The organism is Sulfuricurvum sp. (assembly GCF_030691015.1).
In the GTDB taxonomy this organism is placed as follows: Bacteria; Campylobacterota; Campylobacteria; order Campylobacterales; family Sulfurimonadaceae; genus Sulfuricurvum.
Genome location: NZ_JAUYFF010000014.1, coordinates 1 through 16,387 on the forward strand (window position 1 = coordinate 1; position 16,387 = coordinate 16,387).

At 46.5% G+C, this 16,387-nt stretch carries 16 protein-coding genes; 2 read left to right on the forward strand and 14 right to left on the reverse strand.

The annotated features are described in order from the left end of the window. From Q8O20_RS09455 to Q8O20_RS09480, 6 genes are all read right to left on the reverse strand, one after another. The coding region (locus tag Q8O20_RS09455) for a hypothetical protein (protein WP_305530956.1) at positions 1-652 on the reverse strand (652 nt) is incomplete at its 3' end. Further along, a complete protein-coding gene (locus Q8O20_RS09460) occupies positions 649-1,434 on the reverse strand; it encodes a phosphate/phosphite/phosphonate ABC transporter substrate-binding protein (protein ID WP_305530957.1) in 786 nt (261 codons plus the stop codon). The genes Q8O20_RS09460 and Q8O20_RS09455, both read right to left, overlap by 4 nt. 41 nt (positions 1,435-1,475) lie before the next feature. Next, the gene (locus tag Q8O20_RS09465) at positions 1,476-2,006 is read right to left on the reverse strand and encodes a hypothetical protein (RefSeq protein WP_305530958.1); all 531 of its coding nucleotides are present in this window, start codon (positions 2,004-2,006) and stop codon (positions 1,476-1,478) included. Beyond that, positions 1,996-2,286: a nucleotidyltransferase domain-containing protein gene (locus tag Q8O20_RS09470; RefSeq protein ID WP_305530959.1), complete on the reverse strand. Its 291-nt coding sequence runs from the start codon at positions 2,284-2,286 to the stop codon at positions 1,996-1,998. The genes Q8O20_RS09465 and Q8O20_RS09470 overlap by 11 nt, the downstream gene beginning before the upstream one ends. Next, positions 2,286-4,991, reverse strand: a complete 2,706-nt coding sequence (locus Q8O20_RS09475) for an ATP-binding protein (protein WP_305530960.1) — start codon at positions 4,989-4,991, stop codon at positions 2,286-2,288. The genes Q8O20_RS09470 and Q8O20_RS09475 overlap by 1 nt, the downstream gene beginning before the upstream one ends. Beyond that, positions 4,984-6,168: a two-component system response regulator gene (locus Q8O20_RS09480; protein ID WP_305530961.1), complete on the reverse strand. Its 1,185-nt coding sequence runs from the start codon at positions 6,166-6,168 to the stop codon at positions 4,984-4,986. The genes Q8O20_RS09475 and Q8O20_RS09480 overlap by 8 nt, the downstream gene beginning before the upstream one ends. A gap of 251 nt (positions 6,169-6,419) precedes the next feature. Between Q8O20_RS09480 and Q8O20_RS09485 the strand changes: the two genes are divergently transcribed. After that, on the forward strand, positions 6,420-7,883 hold the full coding sequence (locus Q8O20_RS09485; protein WP_305530962.1) for an ice-binding family protein: 1,464 nt from the start codon (positions 6,420-6,422) through the stop codon (positions 7,881-7,883). A gap of 28 nt (positions 7,884-7,911) precedes the next feature. Further along, entirely contained in the window at positions 7,912-8,340 is a 429-nt protein-coding gene (locus Q8O20_RS09490) for a lytic transglycosylase domain-containing protein (protein WP_304740050.1), read from the forward strand. Here the strand turns inward: Q8O20_RS09490 and Q8O20_RS09495 are convergent. The 8 genes from Q8O20_RS09495 to Q8O20_RS09530 are packed head-to-tail and all read right to left on the reverse strand — an operon-like array spanning position 8,326 to position 16,299. After that, the gene (locus Q8O20_RS09495; RefSeq protein ID WP_305530963.1) at positions 8,326-9,543 is read right to left on the reverse strand and encodes a type II secretion system F family protein; all 1,218 of its coding nucleotides are present in this window, start codon (positions 9,541-9,543) and stop codon (positions 8,326-8,328) included. The genes Q8O20_RS09490 and Q8O20_RS09495 overlap by 15 nt on opposite strands. Beyond that, entirely contained in the window at positions 9,544-11,058 is a 1,515-nt protein-coding gene (locus tag Q8O20_RS09500) for a GspE/PulE family protein (protein WP_305530964.1), read from the reverse strand. Further along, on the reverse strand, positions 11,055-12,656 hold the full coding sequence (locus tag Q8O20_RS09505; protein ID WP_304740044.1) for a secretin N-terminal domain-containing protein: 1,602 nt from the start codon (positions 12,654-12,656) through the stop codon (positions 11,055-11,057). Before Q8O20_RS09505 ends, Q8O20_RS09500 begins: the two co-directional genes overlap by 4 nt. After that, complete coding sequence (locus Q8O20_RS09510; protein ID WP_305530965.1) at positions 12,640-13,464, reverse strand: site-2 protease family protein; 825 nt, start codon at positions 13,462-13,464, stop codon at positions 12,640-12,642. Before Q8O20_RS09510 ends, Q8O20_RS09505 begins: the two co-directional genes overlap by 17 nt. Beyond that, positions 13,448-13,960: a hypothetical protein gene (locus Q8O20_RS09515; protein WP_305530966.1), complete on the reverse strand. Its 513-nt coding sequence runs from the start codon at positions 13,958-13,960 to the stop codon at positions 13,448-13,450. Before Q8O20_RS09515 ends, Q8O20_RS09510 begins: the two co-directional genes overlap by 17 nt. Then, the gene (locus Q8O20_RS09520) at positions 13,957-14,349 is read right to left on the reverse strand and encodes a hypothetical protein (RefSeq protein ID WP_305530967.1); all 393 of its coding nucleotides are present in this window, start codon (positions 14,347-14,349) and stop codon (positions 13,957-13,959) included. Before Q8O20_RS09520 ends, Q8O20_RS09515 begins: the two co-directional genes overlap by 4 nt. Next, entirely contained in the window at positions 14,346-15,434 is a 1,089-nt protein-coding gene (locus Q8O20_RS09525; RefSeq protein WP_305530968.1) for a hypothetical protein, read from the reverse strand. The genes Q8O20_RS09520 and Q8O20_RS09525 overlap by 4 nt, the downstream gene beginning before the upstream one ends. Then, positions 15,418-16,299, reverse strand: coding sequence for a hypothetical protein (locus Q8O20_RS09530; RefSeq protein ID WP_305530969.1), 882 nt, complete (start codon positions 16,297-16,299; stop codon positions 15,418-15,420). The genes Q8O20_RS09525 and Q8O20_RS09530 overlap by 17 nt, the downstream gene beginning before the upstream one ends. Positions 16,300-16,387: the final 88 nt, after the last annotated feature.

Here is a 16,387-nt window from a genome sequence, read left to right on the forward strand (position 1 = left end):
GGCTCATGTTGGCGAGAAACTGGCTCTTGGTCTGGTTGGCTTTTTCAGCGATTCGCTTGGCGATCACCAGTTCGTCGTACTCCTGGCTCATTTTTGTCATACGCAGGCCGATCAGGGTGAGCAGCAGGGCAGAGAGGATCAATTCACCTAGCGCGATAAGGATGCCCTGAAGCAGGAGGTCCTGCCTGGCCTTGACGATTCCAGAAAGATTGATGCCGAAATGCAGGACACCCAAGGGTTGTCCTGCATAGGAGACAGATCGAACGACATCGTAGCGTGGCGGAGTTTCTTGCGGGTCGATGCGGAAGGCAGCATCTGCGGACGGTAACGGCGTATTAGCAGGCCATCCGGCATGGGCGACGAGATGTCCTTGGGAGTCGACGATGGCTGCATAGTCGATGCCTCGCACCGCAACGCTCTCATCCAGCACGGCTTGTGCCGTGGCGTGATCGTGTTGTGCCAGAGGGGCAACGAGAGCGGCACTTAATACGGGAAGCAGTTGGTCGGCATGTGATTTCACCTGAGTGCTCATGCCGTCATTGAGTAACCGAAGGCTGTTGCCCACGAGTAGGGCCAACATCAATGCTTCTACCAGCAGGGCCAAGACGAGCAAACGCCCCCGAAGGGTGCGCCACGGGGCGAGTGTAATCATGGACGTTTCAGTAATTGGCGGACTTCATTGGCGTAGGGTTCCATTTCAACAAGCTCTCGTGCTTTGAGAGGGCGATACCCTTCCAGTTTGAAGCGGGTGAAATAGGCTTGGGCTTCGGGGGTTTTTGCGAAGGCCCAAAGTGCGGTTTCAATCGCAGTTTTGCGCATTGATTGACGGGGAGCCAGGGCATAGACTCGACCTGCCATCGGCAGGCTTTCGTCGAGGAAGCGCACTCTGCCTTGCAGGGCGGCAGGCAAGCTGTGATAGTTGGGAAAAGAAATGAAGGCAGCACTTCCCGTGCCCTTGAGCACGAGGGCAACGGTACTGTCCGACGCACTGGTGTAGCTTAACGTGACATTGGGCACGGCATTGCGATGCAGCCAGTGTTGTCCCCATAACGTGACCAGGGAAGAAGGGGATAACCCGAATACGGTGGTTCCCGCCAAATCGGCGGGGCGATGATAGGGAGAATCTGCGGCGACCAGCAGGACGGCGCGGAAGTCTGCCTGGTAGGTGAGCAGGGGAAGATAAGCCGCATCTGACTGGAGCAGCCGGACCTGATGTCCTGTGGTGACGACCAGATCATATTGCTTCGCCATCGCACGCCGCGCAAACTCCGTGAAGTCTGGTGCGGTCACGATTTCAACAGGTTGCTGGAGCGTTTTCTCAAGATGGTTACGCAGCGGCTGATACATCTCGATAATGATGCGCGCACTGGTATGGGGAGCCACACCGATGAGGAAGGGTTTCGCTAAGGGCGTGGCCGCTTGTAATGAGCACATGACTAAAAGGAGTAGGCAGCCCAATATTGAAGAGAGTCGGTTCATGGTTTGTCCAGATTGGTTAGATGATTGAACGGGGTGATTGAAACATGAATATTGAATTTTTCTGCGTATTTGATTAAACCGAGAAACAGTTCAAGCAACCGAGGAGCTTCGTTGATAATGAAATTCATTCGATCGAGATGCTTTTGCATTTCTTCCGGATAGTCGTGCATCAACCGGTTTCGGATGATGGCAATGGATGAAAATTCATCCGCAGAGGGCAGCACGCCCAAGCGTTCCATGAGGTTTGTCTTGTCACGATTACTCATGGTTAATATGGGTTCCCGTTCAATTTCACCAATGGATTTAAAGATGGCATCTTGAATATTGGACACCAATGACCCATAGCGGAAGATGTAGGCATCCATGACTTCCATTTCAGCATCGGACAATGAGGCCAGTTTTTCCATGGTTAAGGGAACGATTTTCATCGCCTGTGCCCGTGCGATGGAGTAGGCCAGACGATCCGCCACACTGGCAGTCACGTGTAATTTCGATTCAAGTGCTGCGGCTAAACGATCAACGTCCATTGAGCAGAACCCCCTCCTGATGGGCGATTTCATCAATCAACAAGGGAGATTCTCGCTGAACCCGCAGGTCGACGCGTTCATCTAATCGACGCTCAACTTCCACCAAAAACGCAATTTCGTCACGATAGGTTGAGCCAGGGGCGACGATTTGAATATCGATGTCGCCGCCTCGGACGAGATCGTTCGTGCGCGATCCAAAGAGACGGATAGATGCCGATGCGCCAAAATGAGCACGGGCCAGTTCAGTCAAAACGGACACGGTTTGACTGGAAATGCGCATTAAATTACCTTCTCAAGCGGTTCATTGCCTCTGGAAAGGGGTGCGATTTCCCTGTCGGGTAACCAGCGTGTCAGGCATTCGGCGAGGCTGCCGAGGGTAACGGGTTTGGCGAGGTAATCATCCATTCCTGCGGTCAGACAGGCTTCGCGATCACCGGCCATGGCATTGGCGGTCATGGCGACGATTCTGAGTTTGGCGTTGTCCGGCCCGGCTTCACCGTTCCTTATTCGGCGCGTCGCCTCAAACCCATCCATAACCGGCATTTGGCAGTCCATCAGAATGAGATCGAAATGCCACCGATGGAGGAGGTCCAGTGCTTCCTGGCCGTTGCCCGCGCAGGAGACATTTTGTACCCCCAGTTTTTTCAGCATACTTTCCGCCACTCTTTTATTAACGATGTTGTCTTCGACAAGCAACAGATGGGCGTGTTTGGGGAGCAACGGGTTGAGGGGGGCGGAGGAGGAGGGTTCGGGTGAGACAGGTAATGGGGTCGCATCGACGGAAAGAGGCAGAATCAGCGTGAAGAGGCTTCCTTGTCCGAACGTGGATTCCACCTGCAATTCTCCCCCCATGCGCTCGGCGAGTCGGGCACTGATGGCCAGCCCCAAGCCCGTGCCCCCGAATCGGCGGGTAATGGAGGCATCGGCCTGGCAGAAGGGGGTAAAGAGCATGTCGACCGCTTCCGGGTTTATGCCGATGCCCGTGTCGCGGATGTCGAAACGCAATCGGGTTTCCAGTGAGGAAGGGGATGTTTCCTGCGATACGTGCAAGGAAACCGTGCCTTGATTCGTGAATTTGACGGCGTTACCGATCAGATTATTGAGAATCTGGCGGATTCGTCCCATGTCGCCGATGACGCGAGGCGGTACGTCGTCATCGATAACGGCCTGGAAGGAGATCCCCTTGGCTGTCGCTATCGGTTTGAACAGGTGAGTCGTCTCTAGCACCAAGGGTGTGATTGAAAAGGGTGCTGTTTCAACGCTCAGATGACCGGCTTCAATTTTTGAAAAGTCGAGAATGTCGTTGATGACGGTCAAAAGTGAGGCCGCACTCGATTGAATGGTTTGTGCGTAATCTTTCTGTTCTGCCGACAATTCGGTCGCCAGCAGTAAATCCGTCATGCCGATAACGCCGTTCATCGGGGTTCGGATTTCATGGCTCATATTGGCGAGAAAATTGCTTTTGGCTTTTGTTGCCCCTTCGGCTACTATTTTCGCAACTTCAAGTTCATCGCGTTGTTTCAGAAGCGATTCTTGTTGTGAGAGGAGCTCTTCGGTCTGCTCTTCGAGCAAAGATGCTTGCTCCCCTAATTGCTCATTTATGGTTTCGAGTTGATCGCGACGTGCTTGCAGTTGATAGGTCGAAGCGGCTAATTCCAGCGCTTGCGCTTGAGTCGTACCCAGAAGAGTTCGGGTGGCAACATTTCCGATGAGAATTTGAAATTTCTCTGCAATGATAGGCAACAAAACATCATAAAAAAGGATTTGCTGTTCATTGAAAGTCGAGAGGGATGCGATTTCGAGTACTGCTAAGGTCGTATCACGATTTTTGATGGGGGATATCATGAGGGTGCATATCTGTAATTTCCCTAAACCGGTTATCACTTCGAAAGTCTCTTCCTCTCTAAGCGAGACGATGATACTCTTTTGCTCTTTTAATGCTTGAGACATTAGCCCCTCAGCACGAGCAAACGTTTGAGTAGGTGCCTCTTCCCCTCCGTAGCCGCCGATACGTTTTAGGGAGGTTCCCTCTTCATCCGGAAGATAGAGTGCCGCATAGACGATACCCATAATCGGGGCAAGGGTACTTGATAAAGCATCCGCGAACGCTTCATAGGATTCGGCGGATTGGACACTGCGGTGGATGAGGGCTATTTTCTCTTTGATCCAATACTCTCTTTTTAGATTCATCGCCCCTTGTTGGAGAATAAGGAGAGACGAAGCCATCTGTCCTATTTCATTCTGATAACCGGTATACGGTATCGTTACCTCAAGCTCTCCCGTGGCAAGATTTCCTATTTTTTTTTCCAATTCTTTCAGCGGTCTGCGTATGGATACGGATACGGCATAGCCTGATGCGCTACCAAGGATTAATCCAAAGAATAATAACCACAAAGAGACTCTTTGTGCATTTTCGGTGATGAGTATACTCTCCTCCATTGCAAATTTAGCATCGTCTTCTTTGAGTCTGATCATCTCAATGACGGCATCATTCGCCTCATTTGCACTCTCTTTAAATTCATCACCGTTAATGTATAGTGCCGCTTCATTGTTATTTTTAGATTGCAAAAGGATGGCACGGTCAATTTTTTTAGCATAGGAATCGAAAAGAAAATCAAAGTGTGACATCTTTGTTTTAGCTTCATTACCGAGAAGATGTTCATGAGAGATCAGGGATTCCTCTTTGACTTTTTTTTGGGAAGAGGCAAGTAAATTTTTAGCACTGTTGAGTTCCGTGGCATTAGTAGCACGTACTATTTGGCGGAGACCTTGTGCAAGGCGGCTCACACCCTCAGCGACCGATTCGAGATGGGTAATACCGACGAGATGCATATTGTACATATTGCTTTGAATATTACTTAACTTGCGCATCGTATAAATATTTTGAAAGCCGATAAGCAAAGCCAAGAAAATTCCTGCACTCATAACCAGCAATAATTTAGTGTTTAGCTCCATTTTTTCTAAAAAAATCATCACTTTAAACATCGGTGTTTTCCTCATTGTTGGTGTTGTGAAGAGCGTTTAATTGTTCGATTTTTGCTCTAATATCCGATTCATTATCCATAAAACGTGCCGCAATCGCTTGAAACTCGTCTTGCAGGGTTAAAAATGCATCGACGATCTCAGGGTCAAAATGTTTTCCTCTCCCCTCAATAATAATTTTGATCGCCTCACCATGAGGCATCGGTTCTTTATAGACACGGCGGCTTATAAGGGCATCATAGACATCCGCTAGGGACATCAGCCGTGCGGATATAGGGATATCGTTTCCGCTTGCACCGGTGGGATAGCCGCTGCCGTCATATTTTTCTTGATGATAGTAGGCGATCTCTTTGGCAATGCGGAGGAACTCCACCTGAAGTCCCAGTTGATTCTCCGCATGCTTGATCGCATCACGACCCAGTGTGGTATGGGTTTTCATGATCTCAAACTCATCACGGGTTAACTTTCCCGGTTTGAGTAATATCCGATCGGGGATTCCCACTTTGCCGATATCGTGAAGAGGTGCCGATTTATAGAGAGTTTCAATCATAGTTTCTGAGAGAAAATAGCCGAAATTTGGATTGGTTTTGAGTTTTTCGGCGAGCACTTTCACGTAATGCTGTGTCCGCCTGATATGGTTGCCTGTTTCCAAATCCCGTGTCTCTGCCAACGATGCCATGGCCAGAATCGTCACATCTTGTATAGCCGATATTTCTTTGGTACGTTTGGCAATCTCTGTTTCGAGATAAAGATTTTTATCGTTTAAAAAATCAGAGGCCGCCTTTACATGAAGCTGGGTTTTAATGCGTGTGAGAAGAATGGAGGGGGATATGGGCTTAGTGATATAGTCTACCGCTCCCAATTCTAGCCCTTTTTTTTCATCTTCAGGTGCGCTCATGGCGGTAAGGAAGATGACGGGGATATTACGTGTTTTGGGATCGGATTTGAGGTTGCGAATAACATCGTAGCCTGACATCCCAGGCATCATAATATCCAGTAAAATCAAGTCGGGTTTGACATTGCCATGGAGGTATTTTAGGGCTTTTTCACCGCTATTAGCTACTTTTATTTTGTAAATATCATTTAATAGAGCACTCATGAGAGTAAGATTGTCGGTGGTATCATCGACGACTAGGATAGTGGGGCGTAGTAATATGTCAACCATGATTTCGGGTAGCATCTGTTTCTCCATTAAAACATATTTAGTAATAAAAAATTAATATATGTTATAGAATGGCACATTGTAGTCCATTAGTCTTAGTTATTTCTTGGCAAATATAATTATTTAAAATCTATATTTTATGATGGAGCATCCTTGGCAATATTAATACATTAAAACTTTAAGCAATAATATAAAACAAGTGATCATACTGTCAATCATCGTTTTTTAAAATTAAATTACGATAGATTTAATTACAGGCAGGTGATATTATGGGAATTTTTAAAAAATATTCCAATAGAATGGTTTGGTTAAGTATGTCGATGTTTGCCGCATTTCTTGTCGGATGCAGCGGTAGCGGAAGCGGAAGCGGAACTGGGGCAACTGCTGCAGCCGTTGCCCCCACAGTTATCGCAACAACCCCAGACACTAATGTTACAAATGTCCCCTCAAATCGTAAAATTGTGGTCACATTTAGCACACCGATGAATGCGGCTACGATCACGACCGGTACATTTACACTGAGTAGCGGAGGAATTCCGGTTGCAGGTACTGTGGCTTACTACAATGATAGAACAGCACTCTTTTCTCCGGATGTCAATCTTACGGATAGTTCCGTATATACAGCGACTATTACAACCGGTGCTAAAAATGTCGCAGGTACGGCACTGGCCGCAAACTATGTTTGGCACTTTACAACCGGCACCACACCCGATACGACAAATCCTGATGTCAATTTGACAAATCCTCTTGCAGGGGCTATTAATGTACCGCTAAACCGTACCATAACGGCTACTTTTAATGAAGTAATGGATCCTGCAAATATTAATGCAACAACATTTACTCTCGTCACGAGTTTAGGAGGAGTTCCGATTGCAGGTACTGTATCGTATTTGGGTACAACCGCAAGCTTCAATCCGACGAATGATCTCAATACCAGTACAGAATATAATGCAACAATTACTACGGGAGTCAAAGACTTGGCAGGTAATACGATGTTAGTCAACGAAGCATGGACTTTTACTACCGGTACAATAATCGCAGCCGGCCCTGATCCCGTTAATCTCGGAACCGCAATTAATTACGCTGTTTTGGCTAAAACAGCAGTTTCAACAGTTCCAAATTCTGTTGTAACAGGACACGTGGGGCTAAGTCCGGCTGCACGAGGTGCCTTAACCGGATGGTCTGAGACGTATGATGGGACAGACACCTATGCTACATCGGCACAAGTGGTTGCCCCGTTCAGACTGTATGCGTCTGATTTAGTGGGTGGAACGACTTCGGCTGATTTAACGACCGCAGTTCTCAACATGCAAGCGGCTTATACCGATGCTGCCGGACGTACTGCCACGTCCGCTGCCACTACGAATGTCGGAAGCGGAACGTTAACGAGTTTAACTTTAGCACCGGGTGTTTATGAATGGGGCAGTGCGGTAACGATCCCTACCGATCTTACGTTCAGCGGAAATGCAACGGACGTATGGATACTTAAAGTTGCCGGAACACTCGATATGGCGTCAAATAAGGCGGTTATCTTAGGCGGTACCGCATTGGCGAAAAATATCTTTTGGCAAGTCTCCGGAGGTGTTACTATCGGAGGCGGAACACAGTTTAAAGGGATAATTTTAGGTCAAACCGCCATTACTATGGGGAATCTATCAACGATAGAGGGGAGACTCTTAGCGCAATCTGCCGTAACACTCAATGCTACGACCGTTACTCAACCTGCGCCGTAATTACTAATTTATGAATGAGGAGCATAGGATGAAAACGTGTCTGTTTTTACTTTTTTTATCGGTTGCATTGTTCGCTGATGTATCCGACTATGCCCCCTATTTCGAGAAGGCGGGGAGTTATTACAACATCCCGCCGATCTTACTTCAGAATATTGCCGTGATTGAAAGCGGGGGAAACCCTAGCGCCATTCGGATTAATGATAATGGAACGAAAGACTACGGATTGATGCAAATTAATTCCATACACTTTCGACAATTATCCCTATGGGGGATCAATGAGGGCAATATTCTCAATCCTAAAATCAATATTTACGCAGCCAGCTGGCTCCTCTCTGGGCATATCAAAGAGCGGGGATTTAATCTTCAAGCCATCGGCAATTACCACTCCAAAACGAAACTCCATAAAGATAAATGGCTCCGACGACTCACGCTAGCCTTAAAATCATCCCAAATTTAACGCAAAGATAGGCAACAGCATGGCGGTCACGATGACGCCGATGATGCTTCCGATAATGAGCATAAGAGTGGGCTCTAACACAGAGAGGAAGAGGGAAATTTTATCTTTGTTCGTATCGATGTAAAAGGTCGAAAGATGCTCCAACATCGATGCGAGGGTACTGGTCTCTTCGCCGATAGCAACCGCTTCGACAAACGACTCGTCTAGTGTATATCCTTCATTGTCCGTCAATGCCCGAGAGAGGGAAGAACCCTCTACTACTTTGATTGAAGCGTGCTCAAACAGCTCTTTAATCACTTCGGAGGAGAGGGTGATACAGGAGAGTTTGATGGTATTTACCACGGGGATTCCTGAACGGATTAATAACGACGAAATAGTACAAAAGCGTGCTAAGTCGGCTGTCTCCACCATGTTTCCGACTATCGGGAGGTTCAGAATAAATCCATGTACCCTTCTTTTAAATCGGCTGTTTGTCGCCATCATATACGAAAAATATCCCACTGCACCGAGCACTCCGGTTCCTAAAAGAAACCAATACTGCGCAAACAGATGAGCTGTTGCGATTACTATCTGCGTTAAAAGGGGGAGACTCTGCCCCGAGGATTCGAAAATAGCGGTGATTTTCGGTACCACTACGGTGAGCATAAAGCTGATCATGAGAAGTGAAACCCCGATAATAAATGAAGGGTAGATCAATGCCTGTGTCAGTTGCTTTTTAATACTTTCTTGAAGTGCCAAATAGAGCGAGAGTTCGTTTAACACTTCGGCGAGGATACCGCGATCTTCGGAAATTTTGAGGGTTCCTATATAAAAAACGGGGAGAGTATAGTGCTCTTGGGCTGCGAGAGCCTGTGCAAAGCTTTTCCCTTCGTTGATGAGAGTGATGAGGTTTTCAAAAAAACGCTCCATTCGGAGCCTTTTGTGATTTTGATGTTTTAAGAGATTCAGTGCGCGGCTCAGTGGAATCCCCGCATTGAGATAGACGGCAAGGTCTCGACTCAATCTCGCTAAGAGGGAGGATGCCATTTTTCGCTCACGAAAAAGGGAGAGGATATCGAGTAGCGATCCTTTAGACTCAAGTATCTCCGAATAGAAAATCCCCAGTGTTTTGAGTTTCATTTTGGCTTCGTCGATCGAGAGTGCTTCGATGGTGTCGCTGAGGAGTTCTCCTGTGCTGTTGAGCCCTTTATAGTGAAATTGCATTTAGGCCTCTTTTACCCCGACACGGATGATCTCATCCATCCCGGTGGTGTGATCGATGAGGAGTGCGATAAGCTGGTCGGAGAGGAATTGCATCCCACGACTTCGCATAATCTCTCGAATCTCAAAATCGTTTTCACTCGTCTTGAGTAAAGGGCGTAGCGTGTCATCTACCCTAAAAAATTCACCGACGGCAACACGCCCGTGATAGCCGCTGTAGTTGCAGTGCGGACACCCTTTGGGCTTGGATATGTTAACTCCGTGTGCAAGGTGTAAATCATCGGCATCCGCATCGGAGAGGGGGGCTTGAACTTTGCATTCCGTGCATAAACATCGAACCAAACGCTGTGCTAATACTCCCAGCAGTGTAGAGGTGATCAAAAACTTATCGATCCCCATATCGGCTAATCGGGTTAACGCGGCGGTGGAATTGTTGGTGTGAAGCGTCGAGAGAACCAGATGCCCAGTCATGGCAGCTTGAATCGCGATATGCGCCGTTTCACTGTCGCGGATCTCTCCAATCATGATAATATCGGGGTCTTGTCGCAGGATGGAGCGTAAACCGCTTGCAAAGGTGAGTCCTGCTTTGGTGTTTACCGCGATTTGACTCACATGGGGGGCATCGTACTCCACCGGATCTTCGATCGAGATGATATTCTTCTCTGGGGTTGCGAGTTGCTGTAAAAAGGAGTGGAGCGTCGTCGATTTACCGCTTCCCGTAGGCCCTGTTACCAAGATAATGCCGTGCGAATATTTGAGCAGCTCCTCAAACTGGGAGGTAGTTTTCGGATCAAACCCCAGTTCACGCAACGAGGGGATCGATTCGGCTTCCATCAACAGACGTAATACGACCCGCTCACCGTGATAGGTGGGGAGGACGGAGACACGAACATCGAGATGTTTTCCCGCCACTTTTACCCGTGTTCGTCCATCTTGCGGAAGCCGTTTTTCGGAAATATCCAACGCGGAAATGACCTTGATACGACTGATAATGAGATCGATGATATTTTTATCCAAATCGATATGTTTGAGAAGTGCTCCGTCAACCCGAAACCGAACTTCCCCTTTTTTCTCATGGGTTTCGATATGAATATCGCTCGCTTTACGCTTAATCGCCTGATAAAAAATCGTGTTGACAAATTTGATGATCGGTGCCGATTCTTCACTCATCAAAAGATCCGCCGAATTTTTGATAAAATCGACCAGTGACAACTCTTCATCGATGGTCTCGATTGTACTCGGAGCCTCATGGGAGATGGCAATGTCGGTCTTTAACTCCAAAAATTTCAAATAAAGATTTTCATACCCCGCTAAAGAGAGATGGGCAATCGGATAGGTGAGGGCGAGGCGGTTGTAGAGCTGTAATGCCCCTAGATACTCCCTCTGGGGGATAAGGGCATAGGGTTCCCCCTTATAGAGACAAAACAAAAGAGAGTGACGGATACACAATGAAATATCGATATTCTCTGGTGGATAAAAATCGATCTCTTTATCCTCCAATACGGCAAAGGTGATCACGGAGTCTCCTCTTTTTTCGTATCGAGTTTTTGGGTGATATTGGCAATATATCGCTCTTGCAGGGCATCCAGCTCATTGAGTTGGGCACGCAGTGTGCTCAAATCGCCGCTTTTCTCGATGATGTAGGGGGTCAGCATAATGACGAGATTGATCCGATCATGTGCCGTTGCTTTGCTTTTAAAGAGATTGCCAAAGAGGGGGATGTCTCCTAAGAACGGGACTTTTGTATTCGTTTCATCGCTTTTCTCTCGAATCAACCCCCCGATAATGACACTTTCTCCATTATTGACGATGGCGGAGGTGAACACTTCGCGCTTGGTGGTGCTGGGACGATTGGCGATGGAATTGGGTTCGATATCTTCGAGTTTTGTGGTGACCCCTAGGAGTACTTTGTTGTCATTCGAGAGGCGAGGTTTGATCTTTAGGGTGAGTCCGATATCTTGGCGGGTGAAATTTTCTTGCGTTATTCCGACTCCCAGCGTCGTTCCGGAGCTGATCGATACGGTTTTTCCCACATAAATCGAAGACTCTTGGTTGTCGATGCACAAAATAGAGGGTTCAGAGAGGATGTTCGCGGCACCGTTGGAGCTAAGGAGCGCTATATTAACACCTAATGCTATCCCCTCGGTAAGGGCAGGGAGGCTTATTACCCCAGCCATAAGCGGATCGAGTGATATGGCGGAGGTCGTACCGTCTCCTAGCATAGAGTCAAAAGTAAAGAGTCCTTTCGAACTGGCTCTTCCGCCGGAGAGTCCATATTTAATCCCTATTTCTTGGGATCTGTTTTCGCTGATTTCGATAATTTTAGCCCGCACATAGACCTGCTGGCGATTATGATCGAGTTGTTGAATGGTTGTCTCAAGAGTTTTGAAGAGTTCATCACTGGTAATGACGATGAGAGAGTTGGTGGCATCGTCGCTGGTTATACTGGGGGGTTGTTGTCCCGGCATAAGGGTCATTTTACCGATAATGGTATTGAGCATGGTGACGATCGATTTGGCGTCGGCGTTTTTAAGGGGGATGACATGAGTGGTATTGGCGATCGTCTCATCTCGAGCATCGAGTATGCTCATTGCTTTTTGAATCGTAGCGATATTGGCGGGAAAGTCGGTGACTATGATTGAATTGGACTCTTTGGATGCCGTTATTTTGCCGTTTTTACTGGTGAAATGTTTGATTTTGGCTCCCATAGATTCGCTGGGTGCAAAACGAAACGTAAAAATATGGGTTTGCATCTGTACAATCTCGCTTTTTTCCATAAACGGGAGGTTCATTTGTATCGCATCAGCACTTTTGACCACACTCAAATATCCGCCGCCCGTATCGATGAGGGTATAGCCTCGCGCATCAAGGGTACTTTGTAAAATACTATAGAGATCTTTTTTATGGATCGGCTTATTGCCTGCGTAGCTGATGGTTCCGGGGATCTCTTCGCCGATAAAGATATTTTTATGGGTTGTAGCGGCGACTAATTTGATTAAATCACTAATCCCCATCCCGTCAATCGAGAGGGATATTTTTTCATTATGGAGGGGGGCAGCGGTTAAGACAGCGGCGAGGGCAATAGATAAGAGCAATGCTTTAGCGGATGATTTCATAGACGATATCCTTTTGGAGATTATTTCGTTGCACACTAAGGCGGATACTTCTAAGCTGCGGCATGCGGCCGTAGATCATGAGGACATCTGCGAAGGATTCAAGCTTTTGGTTGTTGAAGGATTGGATGACATCTCCCCTCTGGAGTCCGAGTTGTGAAAATAACGAATTAGGAGCAATCGCATTGATCCGATAACCCATAAATTTCGATCCACTTCTACTCTCCGAGATATCAATCGATTTATGAATGTTTTGCATATCATTCACCTGATTCATAACACTCTGATAGGCAATGGTATGCGGTTGATTCTCTTGGGACGGTTTTTCTAAGGGATTACTCACAATGCGGGTTACTCGCTCTAAACGACTTAAATTATCATCCTTCCCCAATCGGAGGCGATATTTTTTCCCGTGTCCTTGAAAGATGGCCGAGGTATCATTCAGCCCGATCAGATGAAACGCCCCCTTGTAGGTTCCCTTCAACGGAACAATAAGGGTCTCTTTACCATCATAAATACTCGCATACGAACCGGTATCGGCACGGTAAAGTCCCTTAAGACGATGGGGATAGGGTACCAATGTCGTGAGGGTTATTGTTTTGGTTTGCAGCGCTGATGAATGAACGCTTAGGGCTAATTTTTCTCCCAAATGAAAGATTTCAAAAAACGGTTCGTAAGGATAGGTTAATCGTTCATAGGTGCACGTGGGTAAAAAGATCGCTCCGCACAGCGAGATACTCCAGAGAAAAACCAGTGGAAATGCAAAGGTGTTGAAGCGTTGCAGGGAATATTCATTAAAAAATTTGTTCATACACTAGCCCCCCTTTTTCTTGATGGAGTTTATTGACGAGAAGAGGATACGCTCGAAGCTCGGTCGTCGGATCAAAAAGAACCCTCAACTTATCGTTCATCAGATCGTATGTACCGCTGCAGTGACCGAAATCTCCCTCTGCGAATATAGTGATACGCAAAGGATTCAGAAGAGAATAGGTGAGGGTGATTGCATCAATTTTGCCGGGGAAAATGTTTTGAAAGAGGGGTGAAAAAACGATGTTGCTGAGGGTAAATCGGTTGAGAAATATCCACGGCGCGATTCTCATATGCTCAATCTTCGCAAACTCTTGATTATCCAGTAATACGTCAGCATTATCGATATTCACATAAAAAAGTCGGTTGGTAAACGCTTCGTTATTGATAAAAAGATGATGTTGACTGAGAAACGACTCAAAAGCGAAGTAGAGTTTTTCTTTTGGTATCACGATAATGATGATGAGAAAAATATAGAAAATGTAGACTAAGCGTTTCATGACTCAATCTCCACGATGATACTCCCTTTTGATTCGCCATTGCGTTTTAGGGTTATTTTTTTAATCACAAGCATCGAATTAAGTATTTTGTTTGATAGGGCGTTAAACTCATTTGATGAAAGGTTGTCAAATTCAAAATAGAGATTACCGCCCCGTTTTTCATGCTTTACGAGGCTCTGATGATGTTTCAAATACTCAATATCGCTTTTGGATTCTTCCGTAGACCACCGTTTTTTATAACGATTAATTGCCTGCGTCTGATGGATGAGCGTCGCGTGGTTATATCGTAACTCAGTCACGGCAGAATTTTCCAACAACGCACCTGTTGCAACAACGAAGATAAGGGCTAGCGTAATCCACAGTGTGAGGATAAAGGGTTCTGTTTTCATGGTAATCGCACCTCCAGTTGGGTATCTCGTTCATTGATATGCGCTTTTTTAAATCGTTTGGTAATTTCGTGTTTGAGTTTTTCTTTCAAGGACGAATCGCCCACATCCCAAATGAGGGTGATGGCGTCTCCCTCATAACGTATCTCCTGAATCCATGTTCCTCTGATGAGAGGTGCGACGTACGACGTGTTTCCGAGTAATAATCGGTTCGCTTCATTTGGCTTAGAACCCGGGATAAGGACGATTCCCTCCTCGGAAGAACTCGCAATGACGGGGGGAAGGGGGATAAGGCTGCTTTTGGAGGTCTCTATAGGGATATCGCTGATCTTTTTATAGCGGTGGCGCAGATAGAGCTGTTTGATCTCTTTTGTTTTGAGTGCAGCGAGAATGGCTTCGCGTTCGAGAGAGGTTTCGGGGAGCTTTGAGAATTTTAGTGAGCGCTCCATCTCTTTTTGAAGTTGAGAGGCCTCTTGATAGTTACGCAGTGCGGTTATACTAAGGTTTCCCAGAAGTATCAACAAAATAATGAGGGTTGTTTTGAGTGTTTTGGAGGTGAATGCAGAGGTGATTAACTCTTTGCGCTGTAGCGTTTTGAGGAAAAATTTCGGATGTTCTAACGCCTCAGCGAGGGTGATTGAGTCATCTCCTCGAACATAGGGTGCATCGATTTCAATCACGATCCCCTCAACCGTTGTCAGGAATTTGCCGTTGTTCAATGCGATAGGGGTGGTCTCTTCGGCAAATACCCACTGTGCAAAGGTGATTTTCTCAATCTGTGAGAGGTTTGGGAGGAGATTCAGCTTTTTAGATATCAGCTCAGGCTCGTAGGCGATGAGGATATAGCTGTTTTTCTCCGCTTTTTGCGCTTCGTAGCGGTATGATCCGCTCAGCTCAAATAACCCCGGACCATACTGCGCCGCCTCTTTTGACGTTTTTACGGGGAGTACAACCTTGAGTACCCAATAATCACTTGGGGAGAGAATAAAAATCGCTTCGGATGGGAGCACCGTCTGGGTATTACCGTAGACTAATCTAAGGGGACGGCGTAAAAGGGAGAGCCATTTCATCTTAAAGAAATTCAACATGGTGTACTCGCTTCTCTAAAAGATTGTATTGAAACGTTATATGTTCTACATGGGTGTTTTCCGTAATCACGGCATCACACAACAACGTATAGGAGACCCCCGGTGCGTATATAAAAAAATAGGTATCGAACACGCTTCCCAGTGCCGGTTCTGCCGCAATGACTTCCTCTTTTGTGGAGAACGCTTTGGTTCTAAAGCGCGTAAGAGAACGAATTTTTTCAGGAGAGCTTTTTGTGAGAATCAGAGAGAGTGTTTCCGCGTTAAGGGCATTGAAGTCCATTTTATCTCCGTCGAATCCGATATAACGCCCCCATGGAATCGATAAAACAGCACGATCTTGTGTCAGATGTAGATAGCGTTCAATGATACGGTTAAACTCTCTTTCATTGGCAATTGAGCCGTTTTTAGCATTGGGACGTGTCAGTGAAATCTCCGTATCCACTCCGCGCTCGGCGGTGTCGATATCGATCGTATCGAGGAGAAGATTGAGAAAAATATCGGGACTCTCTATAGGATAATGTGAAAAAATTCGCATAAATGCGGCAACGTTTGGTGTCTTGATAGTTCCATTTTGATCGAGAAGGGTATTGACATTAAGGGAAGTGTAGGGGGATGATAGTTTCATTTTTAAAATAAAATCTCTCTTTCGTGTTTCAATCTGCAACGGTAAACGCAATGCCAAATCGAGTTGTTCGGCTCCGGTAACACCTAAGAGCAAGATAGGAAGGTGCTGTTGTAAATCGTTCACGATACTTTGTGAGGTACTCTGAAAATACACAGTTCCCCCTAATCGCGACAATCTTCCACTCTGAGCCAACACCAATGCGACAATACCCATCAAAAGAGTAATCAGCATGAGTGTCATTAATAAAACGATTCCAGATCTTCTCATTTTCTTTAAGCCATCTTTTTAGTGAGTTGGATACAATGGCCACAGTATATCAGATAACAGG